This is a genomic window from Mycobacterium fragae (assembly GCF_002102185.1).
GTDB classification, from domain to species: Bacteria; Actinomycetota; Actinomycetes; order Mycobacteriales; family Mycobacteriaceae; genus Mycobacterium; species Mycobacterium fragae.
In genome coordinates, this window is record NZ_LQOW01000018.1 from 1 (window position 1) to 16,586 (window position 16,586).

At 67.0% G+C, this 16,586-nt stretch carries 14 protein-coding genes and 1 tRNA gene; 12 read left to right on the forward strand and 3 right to left on the reverse strand.

The genetic code is table 11. The annotated features are described in order from the left end of the window. Window positions 1-81 precede the first annotated feature (81 nt). A tRNA-Ser gene (locus tag AWC06_RS09490) sits at window positions 82-168 on the reverse strand. 21 nt (window positions 169-189) lie between these two features. After that, window positions 190-693, reverse strand: a complete 504-nt coding sequence (locus tag AWC06_RS09495; RefSeq protein ID WP_085196741.1) for a MarR family winged helix-turn-helix transcriptional regulator — start codon at window positions 691-693, stop codon at window positions 190-192. A 49-nt stretch (window positions 694-742) separates the two neighbouring features. On the opposite strand from AWC06_RS09495, the gene AWC06_RS09500 reads away from it, so the two are divergent. Further along, on the forward strand, window positions 743-1,723 hold the full coding sequence (locus tag AWC06_RS09500; RefSeq protein ID WP_085196743.1) for an NAD(P)H-quinone oxidoreductase: 981 nt from the start codon (window positions 743-745) through the stop codon (window positions 1,721-1,723). A gap of 72 nt (window positions 1,724-1,795) precedes the next feature. Here the strand turns inward: AWC06_RS09500 and AWC06_RS09505 are convergent, their stop codons facing one another. Then, entirely contained in the window at window positions 1,796-2,992 is a 1,197-nt protein-coding gene (locus AWC06_RS09505; RefSeq protein WP_085196745.1) for a cysteine desulfurase-like protein, read from the reverse strand. 110 nt (window positions 2,993-3,102) lie between these two features. Here AWC06_RS09505 and AWC06_RS09510 point away from each other — a divergent pair, with 110 nt between their 5' ends. The 11 genes from AWC06_RS09510 to AWC06_RS09560 all read left to right on the forward strand — a co-directional run bounded on the left by AWC06_RS09510 (window position 3,103) and on the right by AWC06_RS09560 (window position 16,583). Continuing rightward, window positions 3,103-5,073, forward strand: coding sequence for a DUF6541 family protein (locus AWC06_RS09510; protein ID WP_085196747.1), 1,971 nt, complete (start codon window positions 3,103-3,105; stop codon window positions 5,071-5,073). 89 nt (window positions 5,074-5,162) lie between these two features. Further along, window positions 5,163-5,624, forward strand: coding sequence for a bacterial proteasome activator family protein (locus AWC06_RS09515; RefSeq protein ID WP_227371126.1), 462 nt, complete (start codon window positions 5,163-5,165; stop codon window positions 5,622-5,624). Window positions 5,625-5,635: 11 nt separating this feature from the next. After that, window positions 5,636-6,445: a galactan export ABC transporter ATP-binding subunit Wzt/RfbE gene (gene wzt, locus AWC06_RS09520; RefSeq protein WP_085196749.1), complete on the forward strand. Its 810-nt coding sequence runs from the start codon at window positions 5,636-5,638 to the stop codon at window positions 6,443-6,445. Further along, complete coding sequence (gene glfT1 / locus AWC06_RS09525) at window positions 6,442-7,335, forward strand: galactofuranosyltransferase GlfT1 (RefSeq protein WP_085196751.1); 894 nt, start codon at window positions 6,442-6,444, stop codon at window positions 7,333-7,335. The genes wzt and glfT1 overlap by 4 nt, the downstream gene beginning before the upstream one ends. Further along, window positions 7,332-8,162, forward strand: coding sequence for a galactan export ABC transporter permease subunit Wzm/RfbD (gene wzm, locus AWC06_RS09530; RefSeq protein WP_085196753.1), 831 nt, complete (start codon window positions 7,332-7,334; stop codon window positions 8,160-8,162). Before glfT1 ends, wzm begins: the two co-directional genes overlap by 4 nt. 128 nt (window positions 8,163-8,290) lie before the next feature. Further along, the gene (locus tag AWC06_RS09535; RefSeq protein WP_085196755.1) at window positions 8,291-8,776 is read left to right on the forward strand and encodes a GreA/GreB family elongation factor; all 486 of its coding nucleotides are present in this window, start codon (window positions 8,291-8,293) and stop codon (window positions 8,774-8,776) included. 26 nt (window positions 8,777-8,802) lie between these two features. Next, entirely contained in the window at window positions 8,803-9,237 is a 435-nt protein-coding gene (locus tag AWC06_RS09540) for a GtrA family protein (RefSeq protein WP_085196757.1), read from the forward strand. Window positions 9,238-9,276: 39 nt separating this feature from the next. Then, window positions 9,277-10,659 carry a decaprenylphosphoryl-beta-D-ribose oxidase gene (gene dprE1, locus AWC06_RS09545; protein WP_085196759.1) on the forward strand — a complete coding sequence of 461 codons (1,383 nt, stop codon included), beginning with the start codon at window positions 9,277-9,279 and terminating at the stop codon, window positions 10,657-10,659. Continuing rightward, a complete protein-coding gene (dprE2, locus tag AWC06_RS09550; RefSeq protein WP_085196761.1) occupies window positions 10,660-11,424 on the forward strand; it encodes a decaprenylphospho-beta-D-erythro-pentofuranosid-2-ulose 2-reductase in 765 nt (254 codons plus the stop codon). Further along, window positions 11,425-13,287, forward strand: coding sequence for a galactan 5-O-arabinofuranosyltransferase (locus AWC06_RS09555; RefSeq protein ID WP_085196763.1), 1,863 nt, complete (start codon window positions 11,425-11,427; stop codon window positions 13,285-13,287). After that, on the forward strand, window positions 13,287-16,583 hold the full coding sequence (locus AWC06_RS09560) for an arabinosyltransferase domain-containing protein (RefSeq protein ID WP_085196764.1): 3,297 nt from the start codon (window positions 13,287-13,289) through the stop codon (window positions 16,581-16,583). Before AWC06_RS09555 ends, AWC06_RS09560 begins: the two co-directional genes overlap by 1 nt. The last annotated feature ends 3 nt before the right edge of the window (window positions 16,584-16,586 follow it).

The window sequence follows — 16,586 nt, forward strand, 5'->3', positions numbered from 1 at the left end:
TCTCCAGCGGCAGACCAAAAAGAAAACCCGAACCCTAAACGAGGGTTCGGGCTATTCCTATGTCCTGAGACATCACACGCGCGGTGGCGGAGGGATTTGAACCCCCGGACGGTTTTAGCCGTCTCTCGCTTTCAAGGCGAGTGCATTAGGCCGCTCTGCCACGCCACCGCCGACAAGCCTAACGGGGTGCTAGTTCTTCGATGACCGGCCGGATGGTTTCAGCGCGGCGCTGATGCGTCGGCAGTTCTCCCCCATCGCCGCGATCTGCGGACGAGTCATCTGGCTGAGGAAATAGGTCCGCACGCCTTGGGCGTAGGTGATCATGGCTTGCCTCGCCGCCGCCCGGCCGTTGTCGGTGATGCTGGCCATCACCCCACGCCGGTCATCTTGGCTGGCTTGGCGGGACACGAGTCCCTGCATCTCCAGGCGGCGGATCTGCCGGGTGAGCCGGCTCGGCAGCGACGGCAGCGCTTCGGCCAGATCACCCATCCGCACCGATCCGTCGGGTGCGTTGTCCAGCATGTCCAACACCCGGACGTCAAGCAGCGACAGCTGGTGTGCATCCGTCAGTCGTCGGTTGAGCGTCGCCGACAGGCGCAGAGCGGAATCCAAGAAGTTCTGCCACGACTTCTGTTCCGCGATATCCAGCCCGGGCATTTCACTGGCTGTCCGGCCGGCGATGAGGCCGCCCATTACGTCATGCTATGCGACACATCGTCTTTGAAACAGTAGCGTGACGACCATGCGTGCCATTGTCGCCGAATCCGCCGACCAGCTCTTGTGGCAACAAGTTCCCGACGTCACGCCGGGCCGCGGCGAGGTTCTGATCAAAGTCAAAGCGGCCGGCGTCAACCGGGCTGATGTGCTGCAGGCTGCCGGGCGCTACCCGCCGCCGCCGGGCGCCAGCGAGATCCTCGGCATGGAGGTCGCCGGCGTCGTCGCCGCGGTCGGCGACGATGTTCGCGGATGGGCCGTCGAGCAAGAAGTCTGCGCTTTGCTGGCCGGCGGCGGATACGCCGAATACGTTGCCGTTCCCGCTGGTCAGATCCTGCCGATTCCCGGCGGCGTCGACCTGGTCGACGCGGCTGGCCTACCGGAAGTGGCGTGCACGGTGTGGTCGAACCTCGTGCTGACGGCCCACCTGAGCGAGGGGCAGCTGGTCCTGATCCACGGCGGCGCCAGCGGCGTGGGAAGCCACGGCATTCAGGTCGCCCGGGCAGTGGGCGCGCGGGTGGCCGTCACCGCGGGGACGCCGGCCAAGCTGGACCTCTGCCGCGAACTGGGCGCCGAAATCACCATCGCCTACCGCGATGAGGACTTCGTCGCGCGGATATCAGAGGCCACCGACGGGGCCGGCGCCGACGTGATCCTGGACATCATGGGCGCGGCGTATCTGGACCGCAACCTCGATGCGCTGGCCAGCGACGGCCAGCTGATCGTCATCGGAATGCAGGGCGGAATCAAGGGCGAGCTCAACCTCGGCAAGTTGATCGGCAAACGGGCACGGGTCATCGGAACCGCGCTGCGGGGCCGACCGACCGCCGGTCCGAGCGGCAAGAGCGCGATCGTCGAGGCGGTGACGAAATCGGTCTGGCCGATGACTGCCGACGGACGCGTCCGGCCGGTCACCGGCGCGCGGATGCCGATCGAGCAGGCCGCCGAGGCGCATCAACTGCTGTCGTCGGGACATGTCACCGGAAAGATCGTGCTGACCGTCGACTGAGTGCGCCGAACGTCGACTAGTTGGGCGGTAAGCCCGTTGTTTTGCACAACAACTCGACGTTCGGCGGGGGGGTTACCCAAGGGAGGCGAGGGCCCGCACCAACTGGTCGACCTCTGCCATTGTCGAGTAGTGCGCCAGTCCGACGGTGACCGCGCCGCCGACGTCGTTGACACCGATCACGTCGAGCACTCGCGAGTTGGCGTTGGCAATCGCCAGAATCCCGTTGTCCGCCAACCGTTGCACCACCCGCGCGGCCGGCACCTCATGGACCGCGAAGCTGACCACGGGTATCCGAGACTCAGGCCGGGCGATGACCATCACCAGCGGCAGCGACCGCAATGAGGTCATCAGGTAGTCGAATATCCGGTCCAGGTAGGTCATCGCCGATTGCATTGAGACAGCTAGTCTTTCGCGGCGGGTTCCACGAGCCGACTCATCGAGTGAAGCAAGGTATTCGACGCTGGCGACAAAGCCTGCAAGCAACCCGAATTGATGCACGCCGACCTCGAGGCGCGCCGGCCCGGTCGCCTGCGGGTCCGTCGACACCGATCCGAAGGAGTTGATCATCGCCGGATCGCGAAACACCAACGCCCCGATCGGCGGACCGCCCCACCCGACGGCGTTGACCGCCACCACGTCCGCGTCGATTTCTTCGAGGTCGATCAGTCGATACGGTGCAGCGGCCGAATGGTCGACCACCACCAGACCGCCGACATCGTGGATCAACTTGGTCACGGTACGCAGATCGATGACTGTTCCCAGGGTGCCCGACGCCGAGGTGACAGCTACCAGTCGCGTCGCCTGGCCGATCAGGCTCTCCCACTGCCACGACGGCAGGTCACCGGTTTCGATGTCGACCTCGGCCCACCTCACCCTGGCCCCGAAGCGGTTTGCTGCGCGCAGCCACGGCGCGATGTTCGCCTCGTCGTCCAGGCGCGTGACGATCACCTCGTAGCCCAGTCCGGCTCGCGTGGCCGACGCGTCGGCCAGCGACGACAGCAAAACCGCGCGATCGGCGCCCAGCACCACGCCACGGGGGTCGGCGTTGACCAGGTCGGCAGCCGCCTGGCGCGCCGCCTCCAGGATGGTGGCGCTGCGCTGAGCCGACGGATGCGGACCGATGGTGCTGGGGAACGACCCGCGGAAGGCCGTGGACACCGTCGTTCCGACCGAGTCGGGAATCAGCATCCCGGAGGGCGCGTCGAAGTGGACCCAACCGTCCCCGAGCGACGGATGTAGTCCGCGCACTCGGGCGACGTCGTAAGCCATGCCAGCCACCTTAAGAATCCCGCGAATTCGCCCAGATTGTGACGGTTGCGGGCGCCCAGATACGTCCCCGCCGTCCCGAGCCAGGTCACCCGGCCAGCCATACTAGTCCAGTGGGGTTGACGTTCGGAACGCTCATCGCATTGTTTTTGCTGATCATCCCCGGGGCAATCGTCGCACGCAGCGCTCAGCTAACTTGGCCCATCACGATAGCGGTGGGCCCCGCGCTGACTTACGGGGTCATCGCGTTGGCCATCATCCCGTTCGGCGCAATCGGAATCCCTTGGAACGGTTGGACAGCGCTGGCGGCGCTGGTTGTCGTCGTCGTGGTGATCGCCGGTTTGCGGGTGCTGCTGGACCGCTACCGCGACGCCGATGGCGAATCGCGAGCGGCCGGCGGGTGGCCGGCGGTGACGGTGGCCGCCGGGGTGATGCTGGGCGCTGCGCTGATCTTCTGGGCGGCATACCGCGGGTTGGTGCACTGGCAATCCATCCCCAGCACCTGGGACGCGGTCTGGCACGCCAACACCGTGCGCTTCATCCTCGACACCGGCCAGGCGTCGTCCACTCACATGGGCGAGCTTCGCAACGTCGAGACCCACCAGCCGCTGTACTACCCGTCGGTGTTCCATGCCCTGGCCGCGGTGTTCTGCCAGCTGACCGGCGCGGCGCCCACCACCGGCTACACGCTGAGCTCGCTGGCGGCCTCGGTCTGGCTGTTCCCGGCAAGCGCGGCCATGCTGACCTGGCATCTGCTGCGCCCGGTGACCACCACCTGGCTCACCGCAGGCGCGTCGGCCACCGCGGCGGCGCTGTCGGCGTCGTTCACCTCGGTGCCCTACGTCGAGTTCGGTGTGGCTGCGATGCCCAACCTGGCGGCCTACGGGGTGGCGATCCCGACGTTCGTGTTGATCACCTCGGCGTTGCGGCACCGCGACCGCGTCCCGGTGGCCGTGCTGGCGCTGGTGGGCGTCCTGTCGGTGCACCTCACCGGAGGGTTCATCGTCATCCTGTCCCTATTGGCGTGGTGGCTTTTGGACGCGGTGTGGCATCCGGTGCGCGGCCGGCTCGCCGACGTCCTGACCCTGGCCACCATCGCGGTGCCGACCGCGCTGATACTGGCGCCGCAGTTCATCGGTGTGCTGCGCCAGGCCGATATCATCGCCGGGCACGCGTTCCCCAGCTTCAAGAGCGCCAAGCAAGGCGTCATCGACGCGCTGCTGCTGCACACCCGCCACCTCAACGACTTCCCGACCCAATACGGCCTGGTTGTGCTGTCGGCCATCGGCATGGCGATCCTGCTGTACAAGAGAATCTGGTGGCCGCCGGCGGTCTGGCTGGTGCTGACCGTGGCCACCATCTACTCCGGGGCGCCCTTTCGCAACCCGGCGGGCCGCGCGATCGAACAGTTCAGCCAGTTTTTCTACAACGATCCGCGCCGGCTGACGGCTGTGGTGACGATGCTGTTGACGCCGATGGCGGGTATCGCGTTGTTCACGCTGGCGATGGTGTTGGTCGCAGGTGCCAAACGGGTGAGCGAGCGGTCGAGGCCGTTGCCCCAACCGGTCTGGGTCTCGGCCACGGCGGTACTGCTGGTGGTGGCCAGCGTGCTCACCGCCCGGCATTACCTCTGGCGGCACCTCGTGCTGTTCGGCGACAAATACGACTCGGTGATGATCGACCGGAAAGACCTCGAGGCCATGGCCTATCTGGCCAGCCTGCCCGGCGCGCGGGACACCGTGATCGGCAACGCCAACACCGACGGCACGGCGTGGATGTACGCAGTGGCCGACCTGCATCCGCTGTGGACCCACTACGACTACCCCCAGCAGATCGGTCCCGGCTACTACCGCTACATCTTCTGGGCCTACGCCGGGCGTGCCGACACCGACCGGCGGGTACCCGAGGCGGTGCGCGCGCTCGACATTCGCTACATCCTGACCAGCACGCCGACGGTCCGGGGGTTCACGATGCCCGACGGACTAGTGTCACTAGACAAGTCCAAGTCGTGGGCGAAGATCTACGACAACGGTGAAGCCAGGATCTACGAATGGCGTGGTGCGCCGACAACTCCGAAAACGTGAAAGGGCTAGACGCAAATGAGGGGAGCACCGGATTGAGTAACGGCAACAACGACGACAACATCGAGATCATCGGTGTTGACCCACGCCTGATGACCGCCAAGACGGACGAGGACTCCGACTCCGATGACCAGTCGCTGACCGACCTGGTCGAGCAGCCCGCCAAGGTGATGCGGATCGGCACCATGATCAAGCAGCTCCTCGAGGAGGTGCGCGCCGCGCCGCTCGACGACGCCAGCCGCAACCGGCTGCGCGAGATCCACGCCACCAGCATCCGCGAGCTCGAAGACGGGCTGGCCCCCGAGCTGCGTGAGGAGCTGGACCGCTTGACGCTGCCGTTCAGCGAGAACACCCCGTCGGATGCCGAGCTGCGCATCGCGCAGGCGCAGCTGGTCGGCTGGCTGGAAGGGCTGTTCCACGGAATCCAGACCGCGCTGTTCGCCCAGCAGATGGCCGCCCGCGCGCAGTTGGAGCAGATGCGTCAGGGCGCGCTGCCGCCCGGAATCAGGGGCGGACACGGACCCGGGCAGTCCGGCACCGGGCAGTACCTGTAAGCAGACCTTCGGTGAGCGGTCCGCACAGTCCTCATATCGAGACGCACAACGCGTGGGTGGAGTTTCCCATCTTCGACGCCAAGTCGCGCTCGCTGAAGAAGACGTTTCTGGGCGGCACGATCGGGCGTAACGCCTCCAACGTGGTCGTGATCGAGGCGCTGCGCGACATCACCATGTCGTTGGAATTAGGTGACCGCGTCGGGCTGGTCGGCCACAACGGTGCCGGGAAATCGACTCTGCTGCGGCTGCTTTCGGGCATCTACGAGCCGACGCGGGGCTCGGCCATGGTGACCGGACGGGTGGCCCCGGTGTTCGATCTGGGCGTCGGCATGGACCCGGAGATCTCCGGCTACGAGAACATCATCATCCGCGGCCTGTTCCTCGGCCAGACCCGGCGGCAGATGCTGGCCAAGGTCGACGAGATCGCCGAGTTCACCGAACTCGGCGATTACCTGTCGATGCCGCTGCGCACGTATTCCACCGGGATGCGGGTGCGGCTGGCGATGGGCGTGGTCACCAGCATCGACCCGGAGATCCTGTTGCTCGACGAGGGTATCGGCGCCGTCGACGCCGACTTCTTGAAGAAGGCCCAGACCCGGCTGCAACGACTGGTCGAGCGCTCCGGGATCCTGGTGTTCGCCAGCCATTCCAACGAGTTCCTCGCGCGGCTGTGCAAGACCGCGATGTGGATCGACCACGGCGTGGTCCGGATGACGGGCGGCATCGAGGACGTCGTGCGTGCCTACGAGGGCGAAGAGGCGGCACGGCACGTGCGTGAAGTGCTGGAAGAAACCACCACCGCGGACGAGGTGTCGGGGTGACTTCGGTTTGCGCCGTCGTGGTGACCCACCGCCGGCCCGACGAGCTGGCCAAGTCGCTGGACGCACTGACCACCCAAAGCCGGCTGCCGGATCACCTGGTCGTGGTCGACAACGGGCATGACGAGCATGTCCGTGATTTGGTCAGCGGCCAGCCGATCCCAACCACGTATCTGGGTTCACGCCGAAACCTCGGTGGCGCAGGGGGTTTCGCGCTCGGCATCCTGCATGCGCTGGCCTTGGGGGCCGATTGGGTATGGCTGGCCGATGACGACGGCCGCCCGCAGGACACCGAAGTGCTGGCGACGCTGCTGGCGTGCGCCGAGAAGCACGGCCTGGCAGAGGTGTCGCCGATGGTGTGCAACGCCGACGATCCGGAACTGCTTGCGTTTCCATTGCGCCGCGGTCTGGTGTGGCGTAGACGAGTCAGCGAGCTGCGCACCGGCAACGACCAGGAGCTGTTGAGCGGCATCGCGTCGCTGTTCAACGGCGCGCTTTTTGCCGCGTCGGCCTTCGAGGCGATCGGCGTCCCAGACCTGCGGTTGTTCATCCGCGGCGACGAGGTCGAGATGCACCGCAGGCTGGTCCGCTCCGGGCTGGCGTTCGGAACCTGCCTGAACGCGGTATATCTGCACCCCTGCGGGTCCGCCGAGTTCAAGCCGATCCTCGCCGGCCGAATGCACACCCAATATCCGGAGGACCCCGCCAAGCGGTACTTCACCTACCGCAATCGCGGCTACCTGATGTCGCAACCGGGTCTGCGTCGGCTGCTGCCTCAGGAATGGCTGCGGTTCGGCTGGTTTTTCCTGGTGTCCCGCCGCGACCCCAAGGGTCTGCTGGAGTGGCTACGGCTGCGCCGCCTGGGGCGGCGGGAGAGGTTCGGTCGGCCATGACGCTCATCGACGCCGCGTCGCAGTCCAAAACTCTCACCCGGGCCTGGCGTGACCTGGTCGACGGCTATCGCCGTCACGAGCTGTGGCTGCACCTGGGCTGGCAGGACATCAAGCAGCGGTATCGCCGCTCGGTGCTGGGGCCGTTCTGGATCACGATCGCGACCGGCACCACGGCCGTCGCGATGGGCGGCCTGTACTCCAAGCTGTTCCGGTTGGAGCTGTCGATCCATCTGCCGTACGTCACGCTCGGGCTGATCATCTGGAACCTGATCAACGCGGCCATCCTCGAGGGCGCCGAGGTGTTCGTCGCCAACGAAGGCCTGATCAAGCAACTGCCCACACCGCTGTCCGTGCACGTCTACCGGCTGGTGTGGCGCCAGATGATCTTGTTCGCGCACAACATCGTCATCTATATCGTCATCGCGATCATCTACCCGAAGCCGTGGTCGTGGGCCGACTTGTCGGTCATCCCGGCGCTGGGGCTGATCGTCCTCAACTGCGTATGGGTGTCGCTGTGCTTCGGCATCCTGGCGACCCGTTACCGCGACATCGGTCCGCTGCTGTTTTCCATCGTCCAGCTGCTGTTCTTCATGACACCGATCATCTGGAACGACGACACCCTGCACCAGCAGGGCGCGGAACGCTGGTCGAAGATCGTCGAGCTCAACCCGCTGCTGCACTACCTCGATATCGTGCGCGCCCCGCTGCTCGGCGCCCACCAAGAGCTTCGGCACTGGGCGGTGGTGGTGGTGCTGACGCTCATCGGATGGGTGCTGGCCGGCTTCGCGATGCGCCAGTACCGTGCCCGGGTGCCCTACTGGGTTTGACCAGCCCGTCGTGTGGAAACACCACCAAGCGCACTGGTCGCGTTATTGGATAATCAGCGAACGGTTACTGACGCACTCTCGGCGCTCGGCGGTAGGACTCGCGGTCGCGCCACGAAAGGTCGACGGTTGTGAGCGAGGAAGCCGAATCGAAGGGGCTCGCTGGTGCATCGCGAGATCGCATCAACGCGGAGCTGGCCCGGCTGCGGGAACGGCGTGATCGCCTGGAGGTCGAGGTCAGAAACGACCGCGGCAGTGTCAGCGATCACGCGGATGCCGCCGACGCCATCCAGCGCGCGGACGAACTGGCCGGGCTGGACGAGCGGATCGGCGAGCTCGACAGGTTGCTGCGGGCCGGTCCGTCGCCGTCGAATGGAACCGACACGCTGCCCGGTGGCACGGTGGTGAAGCTACGGTTCCCAGACGGTGCCGTCGTGAAGATGCAGGTGATCTCCGTCATCGAGGAGACTCCCATCGGCGGTGAGGCCGAGACGTTGACCGCGGGCAGTCCGTTGGGCCTGGCGCTGGCGGGGCGGAAAGCCGGCGACACCGTCACCTACACGACGCCGCAAGGGGAAAATCAGGTCGAGCTGCTGGACGTCAAATATCCGACGTAGGCCGCCCGACCCGTAGACTCCCGGCGATGGCCGAGATTGCCCCGTCGCGCACCCACCTGAGTTTGACCACGCAGGTGTGGCGCTTTGTCGTCACCGGCGGACTGTCGGCGATCGTCGACTTCGGGCTTTACGTGCTGCTTTACAAAGCAGTGGGCCTGCAGGTGGACGTGTCCAAGGCCACCAGCTTTGTCGCCGGCACCATTACCGCCTACCTGATCAACCGCCGGTGGACATTCCAAGCGCCGCCGAGCACGGCGCGGTTCCTGGTCGTCATGGCGCTCTACGGGATCACCTTCGCGGTTCAGGTCGGGCTCAACCACCTGTGCCTGGCTCTGCTGGACTACCGGACCTGGGCGGTGCCGGTCGCGTTCGTGATCGCGCAGGGCACCGCCTCGGTGATCAACTTCGTGGTGCAGCGCTCCGTGATCTTCCGGCTGCGCGGTGGGGGCACCCCCGCGTAGCAGGGGGAGCTGCCCGGGTAGGCGGTACCCTCTTTGACGATGTTCAGCGGTGACGTTCCGACCACCCCCGCCCGGCTGACCGGGTGGGGGCGCACCGCGCCATCGGTGGCGCAGGTTCTCTCCACCCGCGATCCCGAGGTGATCGCCAAGGCGGTGGCCCGGACTGCTGACGCCGGGGCTAGAGGTGTGATCGCCCGCGGGCTGGGTCGCTCCTACGGCGACAACGCCCAGAACGGCGGCGGGTTGGTGATTGACATGACGCCGCTGAACCGGATCCACTCGATCGACGCCGACACCGGCTTGGCCGACGTCGACGCCGGGGTCAACCTCGACCAGCTGATGCGGGCGGCGCTGCCGTTCGGGCTGTGGGTGCCGGTGCTGCCCGGCACCCGCCAGGTCACCGTCGGCGGGGCGATCGCCTGCGACATCCACGGCAAGAACCACCACAGCGCAGGCAGCTTCGCCAACCACGTCCGGTCGATGCAGCTGCTGACCGCCGACGGCGAAATTCGCCACCTCACCCCGGACGGGGAAGAGGCCGAACTGTTTTGGGCCACCACCGGTGGCAACGGGCTGACAGGGATCATCTTGCGCGCCACCATCGCGATGACGCCAACTGAGACCGCATATTTCATCGCCGACGGGGACGTCACCGGGAGCCTCGAGGAGACCATCGCCTTCCACAGCGACGGCAGCGAGGCCAACTACACCTACTCGTCGGCCTGGTTCGACGCGATCAGCGCGCCACCGAAGCTGGGCCGGGCCGCCATCTCACGGGGCTCGCTGGCGAAGCTTGACCAGCTACCCAAGAAGCTGCAACGCGATCCGCTGAAATTCGATGCGCCGCAGTTCTTCACAACGCCCGACATCTTCCCCAACGGCCTGGGCAACAAGCTGATCTTCGGTGCCATGACCGAACTCTGGTACCGCAAGTCGCGAACATACCGCGGCAAGGCGCAGAACCTGACACAGTTCTATCACCCACTGGACATGGTCGGTGAGTGGAACCGGGCTTACGGCTCAGCGGGTTTCGGACAATATCAGTTCGTGGTGCCCACCGAGGCGGTCGAGGAGTTCAAGGGCATCTTGTATGACATCCAGCGCTCCGGGCACTATTCGTTCCTCAACGTGTTCAAGCTTTTCGGCCCCGGCAACCGCGCGCCGCTGAGCTTCCCGATCCCGGGGTGGAACGTCTGCGTCGATTTCCAAATCAAGCCCGGGCTGGGCGAATTCCTGGACGAACTCGACAAGCGGGTGCTGGAATTCGGCGGCCGGCTCTACACCGCCAAGGACTCCCGCACCACCGCCGACATCTTCCACGCCATGTATCCGCGCATCGACGAATGGATCGCGGTGCGCCGCAAGGTCGACCCGGCCGGCGTGTTCGCCTCGGACATGGCCCGACGTTTGGAGCTGCTCTAAATGGTCTTTGACGCGGTAGGCAATCCTCAAAGCATCCTGCTGCTCGGCGGCACGTCGGAGATCGGACTGGCGATCTGCGAGCGCTACCTGCAGAACGCACACGCCCGAATCCTGTTGGCCTGCCTGCCCGACGACCCTGGCCGCGACGACGCGGTGGCCCAAATGAAGGCCGCCGGTGCGAAATCGGTCGAGCTGATCGACTTCGACGCGGTCGATACCGACAGCCATCCCGCCGTGATCGACGCCGCGTTCGCCGGTGGTGATATAGACGTCGCGATCGTGGCATTCGGGTTGCTCGGCGACGCCGAGGAACTCTGGCAGAACCAGCGCAAGGCGGTGCAGATCGCCGAAATCAACTACACGGCAGCGGTTTCCGTCGGTGTGCTGCTGGGGGAGAAGATGCGCGCGCAGGGCTTCGGCCGGATCATCGCGATGAGCTCGGCGGCCGGTGAACGGGTGCGACGATCCAACTTCGTCTACGGCTCCACGAAGGCCGGCCTGGACGGCTTCTACCTCGGCCTGGGTGAGGCGTTGAAGCAATTCGGGGTTCACGTCCTGGTCATCCGTCCCGGCCAGGTGCGAACCCGGATGAGCGCGCACCTCAAGGAAGCCCCGCTGACCGTCGACAAGGAGTACGTCGCCAACCTGGCGGTGACCGCATCCGCGAAGGGCAAGGAACTCGTCTGGGCGCCCGGTGCTTTCCGCTACGTGATGATGGTGCTGCGGCACATCCCGCGGCCGATCTTCCGCAAGCTGCCCATCTAGATGCGGAACGCGCTGGCCACCGTCGGCCATATGGCGGTCGCGACGGCCGTCGCCGTGGTGGTTTCGGTGATCTCACTGGTCGCGATCGCGCGCGTCGAGTGGCCGGCCTACCCGTCGTCGAACCAGCTGCACGCGCTGACCACGGTCGGGCAGGTCGGCTGCATCGCCGGGCTGTTGGCCGCCGGCTGGCTGTGGAGGCGCGGGACGGCGCGCTGGCTGGCCCGACTGGCCGCGTTGGTGTTCGTATCGGCGTTCTCGGTGGTGACGCTCGCGATGCCGTTGGGTGCCACCAAGCTCTACCTGTTCGGCATCTCCGTCGACCAGCAGTTCCGCACCGAATACCTGACCCGGCTGACCGACAACTCCTCGTTGGCCGACATGACCTACATCGGCCTGCCGCCGTTCTATCCGCCGGGCTGGTTCTGGATCGGTGGACGTGTCGCGGCGCTGGCCGGAACACCGGCGTGGGAGATGTACAAGCCGTGGGCGATCACCTCGATCACGATCGCGGTCGCCGTGGCGTTGGTGTTGTGGTCGCGGATGATCCGCTTCGAGTACGCGCTGATCGTGACCGCCGCGAGCGCCGCGGTGACGCTGGCCTACAGCTCGCCCGAACCGTACTCGGCGATGATCACCGTGCTGCTGCCGCCGGTGCTGGTGCTGACCTGGGCCGGGCTGCGCGGCGGCGCACGCGGCGGGGGATGGGCGGCGGTGATCGGCGCGGGCATCTTCCTGGGGTTCGCGGCCACGTGGTACACGCTGTTGGTTGCCTACAGCGCGTTCACCATGGCGCTGATGGCCGCGCTGATGGCCGCGTCCCGATGGGGCCAAGGCGTCCGCGCAGCGGTCGACCCGTTGATCCGAGTGGCGGTCATCGCGGTGATCGCAGCGGCCATTGGGGCGACGACCTGGCTGCCGTTCCTGTTGCGGGCGGCCCATAGCGAGGTCAGCAACACCGGCAGCGCCCAGCACTACCTGCCGGCCGACGGCGCCGAGCTGACCTTCCCGATGCTGCAGTTCACGCTGCTCGGCGCGCTGTGCATGCTCGGGACGCTGTGGCTGGTGGTGCGCGCTCGTTCGTCGGTGCGGGCGGGTGGGCTGGCGATCGGGGTGCTGGCCGTCTACCTGTGGTCGCTGCTGTCGATGCTGACCACGCTGGCGCGCACCACCCTGCTGTCGTTTCGGCTGCAACCGACGCTGACGGTACTGCTGGCCGCCGCCGGGGTGTTCGGCTTCGTCGAGGCCACCCGGGTCTTGGCCGCGCGGCATCGCGCCGTCATCCCGGTGGCCGCCGCGATCGGGCTGACCGGAGCGATCGCGTTCAGCCAGGACATTCCCAACGTCCTGCGGCCCGACCTCACCATCGCTTACACCGACACAGACGGCCACGGGCAGCGCGGTGACCGCCGTCCGCCCAGCTCGGAGAAGTACTATTCGGCGATCGACGCCGCGATCACCCGGGTCACCGGCAAACCGCGCGACCAGATCGTCATGCTCACCGCCGACTACAGCTTCCTGTCCTACTACCCGTATTGGGGCTTTCAGGGATTGACCTCGCACTACGCCAACCCGTTGGCGCAGTTCGACAAGCGGGCGGCGGCGATCAAGAGCTGGTCCAAACTCAAGCGCAGCGATCAGTTCATCCACGCGCTCGACACGCTGCCCTGGCAGCCGCCGACCGTTTTCCTGATGCGCCGCGGCGCAAACGAGACATACACGCTGCGGCTGGCCGAAGACGTCTACCCCAACCAACCCAACGTCCGCCGCTACACAGTGGACCTCAAAGCCGCCCTGTTCGCCGACCCACACTTCACCGTCAAAGACATCGGCCCGTTCGTGTTGGCGATCCGGACCGCAGGCTAATGGCCACCGGAACCGCCCAGGCCGGGCAACTACGATCTAGCCCCGTGAGCCGCGCCGTCGACGATGCAGAGCGAAGCGATGAGGAGGAGCGGCGCAAATTGAGCGGGGCCGGAGCAAACTACCGGGGAGCCAGGGTCGTCGCCGTCGTCGCCGGACTGCTCGGGGCCCTGCTGGCGCTCGCCACCCCGCTGCTGCCGGTCAAACAGACCACCGCCGAATTGAATTGGCCGCAAAACGGTGTACTGAGCAGCGTCGACGCACCTCTGATCGGCTATGTGGCCACCGACCTGTCCATCAGCGTCCCGTGCCAGGCCGCCGCCGGGCTCACCAAAACCAAGGCGATGCTTCTGTCGACGGTGCCCAAGCAGGCGCCGAAAGCCGTCGACCGGGGCTTGTTGATCGAGCGCGTGAACGACGATCTGCTGCTCATCGTCCGCAACACCCCGGTGGTGGTGGCGCCGCTGAGCCAGGTGCTCGGCCAGGCATGCCAGCGGCTGACCTTCACCGCGCACGCCGACAAGGTCGCGGGCGAATTCGTCGGGCTGCGCCAGGGCCCCAATGCAGACCATCCCGGCGCAGCGTTGCGCGGCGAGCGTACAGGTTATGACTTCCGGCCACAGATCGTCGGGGTCTTTACCGATCTGAGCGGTCCGGCCCCACCGGACCTGAGCTTCTCGGCGACTCTCGACACCCGGTACAGCACCTCCCCGACCTGGCTGAAGCTGGCAGCGATGATCCTCGGGGTGGTGTTGACCGTCGCCGCGCTGGTCGCACTGCACATCCTGGACAGGGCCTTGGAAACCGCTGGGGCCGGCCGGCACCGCCGCTTCCTGCCGCCGCGCTGGTGGTCGATCACCGGCCTCGACGCCCTGGTCACCGCGGTGCTGGTGTGGTGGCACTTCGTCGGGGCCAATACCGCCGACGACGGCTACATCCTGACCATGGCCCGGGTGTCGGAGCACGCCGGATACATGGCCAACTACTACCGCTGGTTCGGTACCCCGGAGGCGCCGTTCGGCTGGTACTACGACCTGCTGGCGCTGTGGGCTCATGTCACCACCGCCAGCATCTGGATGCGGCTGCCCACCCTGCTCATGGCGCTGGCCTGCTGGTGGGTGATCAGCCGTGAAGTCATCCCGCGGCTGGGACATGCCGTGAAGACAAACCGGGCGGCGGCCTGGACGGCCGCCGGCATGTTCCTGGCGTTCTGGCTGCCGCTGAACAACGGCCTGCGGCCCGAGCCGATCATCGCCCTGGGCATCCTGCTGACGTGGTGTTCGGTGGAGCGCGCGGTCGCCACCAGCAGGCTGCTGCCGGTGGCGGTCGCCTGCATCGTCGGCGCGCTGACCCTGTTCTCCGGGCCGACGGGTATCGCCTCGATCGGGGCGTTGCTGGTGGCGATCGGGCCGCTGCGCACCATCCTGCACCGCCGCACCCGGCAGTTCGGCGTGCTGCCGCTGGTCGCGCCGCTGCTCGCGGCCGCGACGGTGACCGTGATCCTGATCTTCCGGGACCAGACCTTCACCGGTGAGATCCAGGCCAGCACGCTCAAATCCGTGGTCGGGCCCAGCCTGAGCTGGTTCGACGAGCACATCCGTTACGAGCGACTGTTCATGGCCAGCCCCGACGGGTCGGTGGCTCGCCGCTTCGCGGTGCTGGCATTGCTCGTCGCGCTTGCGGTGTCGGTGGCAATGGCGTTGCGCAAGGGCCGAATTCCGGGCACCGCCGCCGGGCCCAGCCGCCGCATCATCGGCATCACCGTCATCTCGTTCATCGCGATGATGTTCACCCCGACCAAGTGGACCCACCACTTCGGGGTGTTCGCCGGGCTGGCCGGCTCGTTGGGGGCGCTGGCCACCGTCGCGGTGACCGCGGCCGCGATGCGGTCGCGACGCAACCGCACCCTGTTCGCGGCGGTGGTGCTGTTCGTGGTGGCGCTGTCGTTCGCCAGTGTCAACGGCTGGTGGTATGTCTCGAATTTCGGTGTGCCGTGGTCGAATGCGTTCCCGGAGTGGCGGTTCGGGTTCACCACGGTGCTCCTGGCGCTCACCGTGCTGGTCCTTCTGGTGGCGGCGTGGTTCCACTTCGTCAACAACGGTGCCGGCCCCGGGCGTCGGCACGGATCGCGGCTCACCCGAATTATCCGGTCCCCGTTGGGCATTGCGGCCTGGGTGCTGGTCTTGTTCGAGGTGGCGTCGCTGACTCTTGGGATGACCGACCAATACCCGGCGTGGTCGGTCGGGCGCTCCAATCTGCAAGCGCTGACCGGCAGGACCTGCGGAATGGCCGACGACGTGCTCGTCGAGCTGGACCCCAACGCGGGCATGCTGTCCCCGGTCGGGAAGTCGGTGAAGGACGCGCTGGCCGCCGGCTTGGACGAGGGCTTCGATCCCAACGGCATTCCCGCCGACGTGTCCGCCGATCCGGTGATGGAACGCCCGGGCGACAGCAGTTTCGTGGGCGACGACAGACTGGTCACCAGCAGCGAGGCCGGCACCGAGGGCGGCACCACCGCCGCACCGGGAATCAACGGCTCGCGCGCCCGGCTGCCCTACAACCTCGATCCCGCTCGGACGCCGGTCCTGGGCAGTTGGCGATCCGGGGTTCAGGCGCCTGCGCAGCTGCGGTCGGCCTGGTACCGGCTCCCCCCACGTGACGAGGCCGGGCCGCTGCTGGTGGTATCGGCGGCGGGCCGATTCGATCCCGGCGAGGTGCAGATCCAGTGGGCCGGTGATGACGGAAAGCCTTCCGGCGCAATGGGATTCGCCGACGTCGGGGCCGCGCCGGCCTGGCGCAACCTGCGGGCCCCGCTCTCCGCGGTGCCGCGCAACGCCACCCAGGTGCGGCTGATCGCCACCGATGACGACCTGGCGCCTCAGCACTGGATCGCGCTCACTCCGCCCCGGATCCCGCGGCTGAGCACACTGCAGAACGTGGTCGGCTCGACTCAACCGGTGCTCCTGGATTGGCTGGTCGGCCTGGCCTTCCCGTGCCAGCGACCGTTCGGCCACCAGAACGGCGTCATCGAGGTACCGAAGTGGCGGATCCTGCCCGATCGGTTCGGCGCCGAGGCGAACTCACCGGTGATGGACAAGAACGGCGGCGGGCCGCTCGGCATCACCGAGTTGCTGGTGCGCGCGACGACCGTCCCGACCTATCTGAACGACGACTGGTCCCGCGACTGGGGCGCACTGCAGCAACTGACGCCCTACTACCCCGACGCGTCGCCGGCGCGCCTCGACCTGGGGTCGGCGACACGCAGCGGGCTGTGGAGTCCCGCGCCGCTGCGGCACTAATCG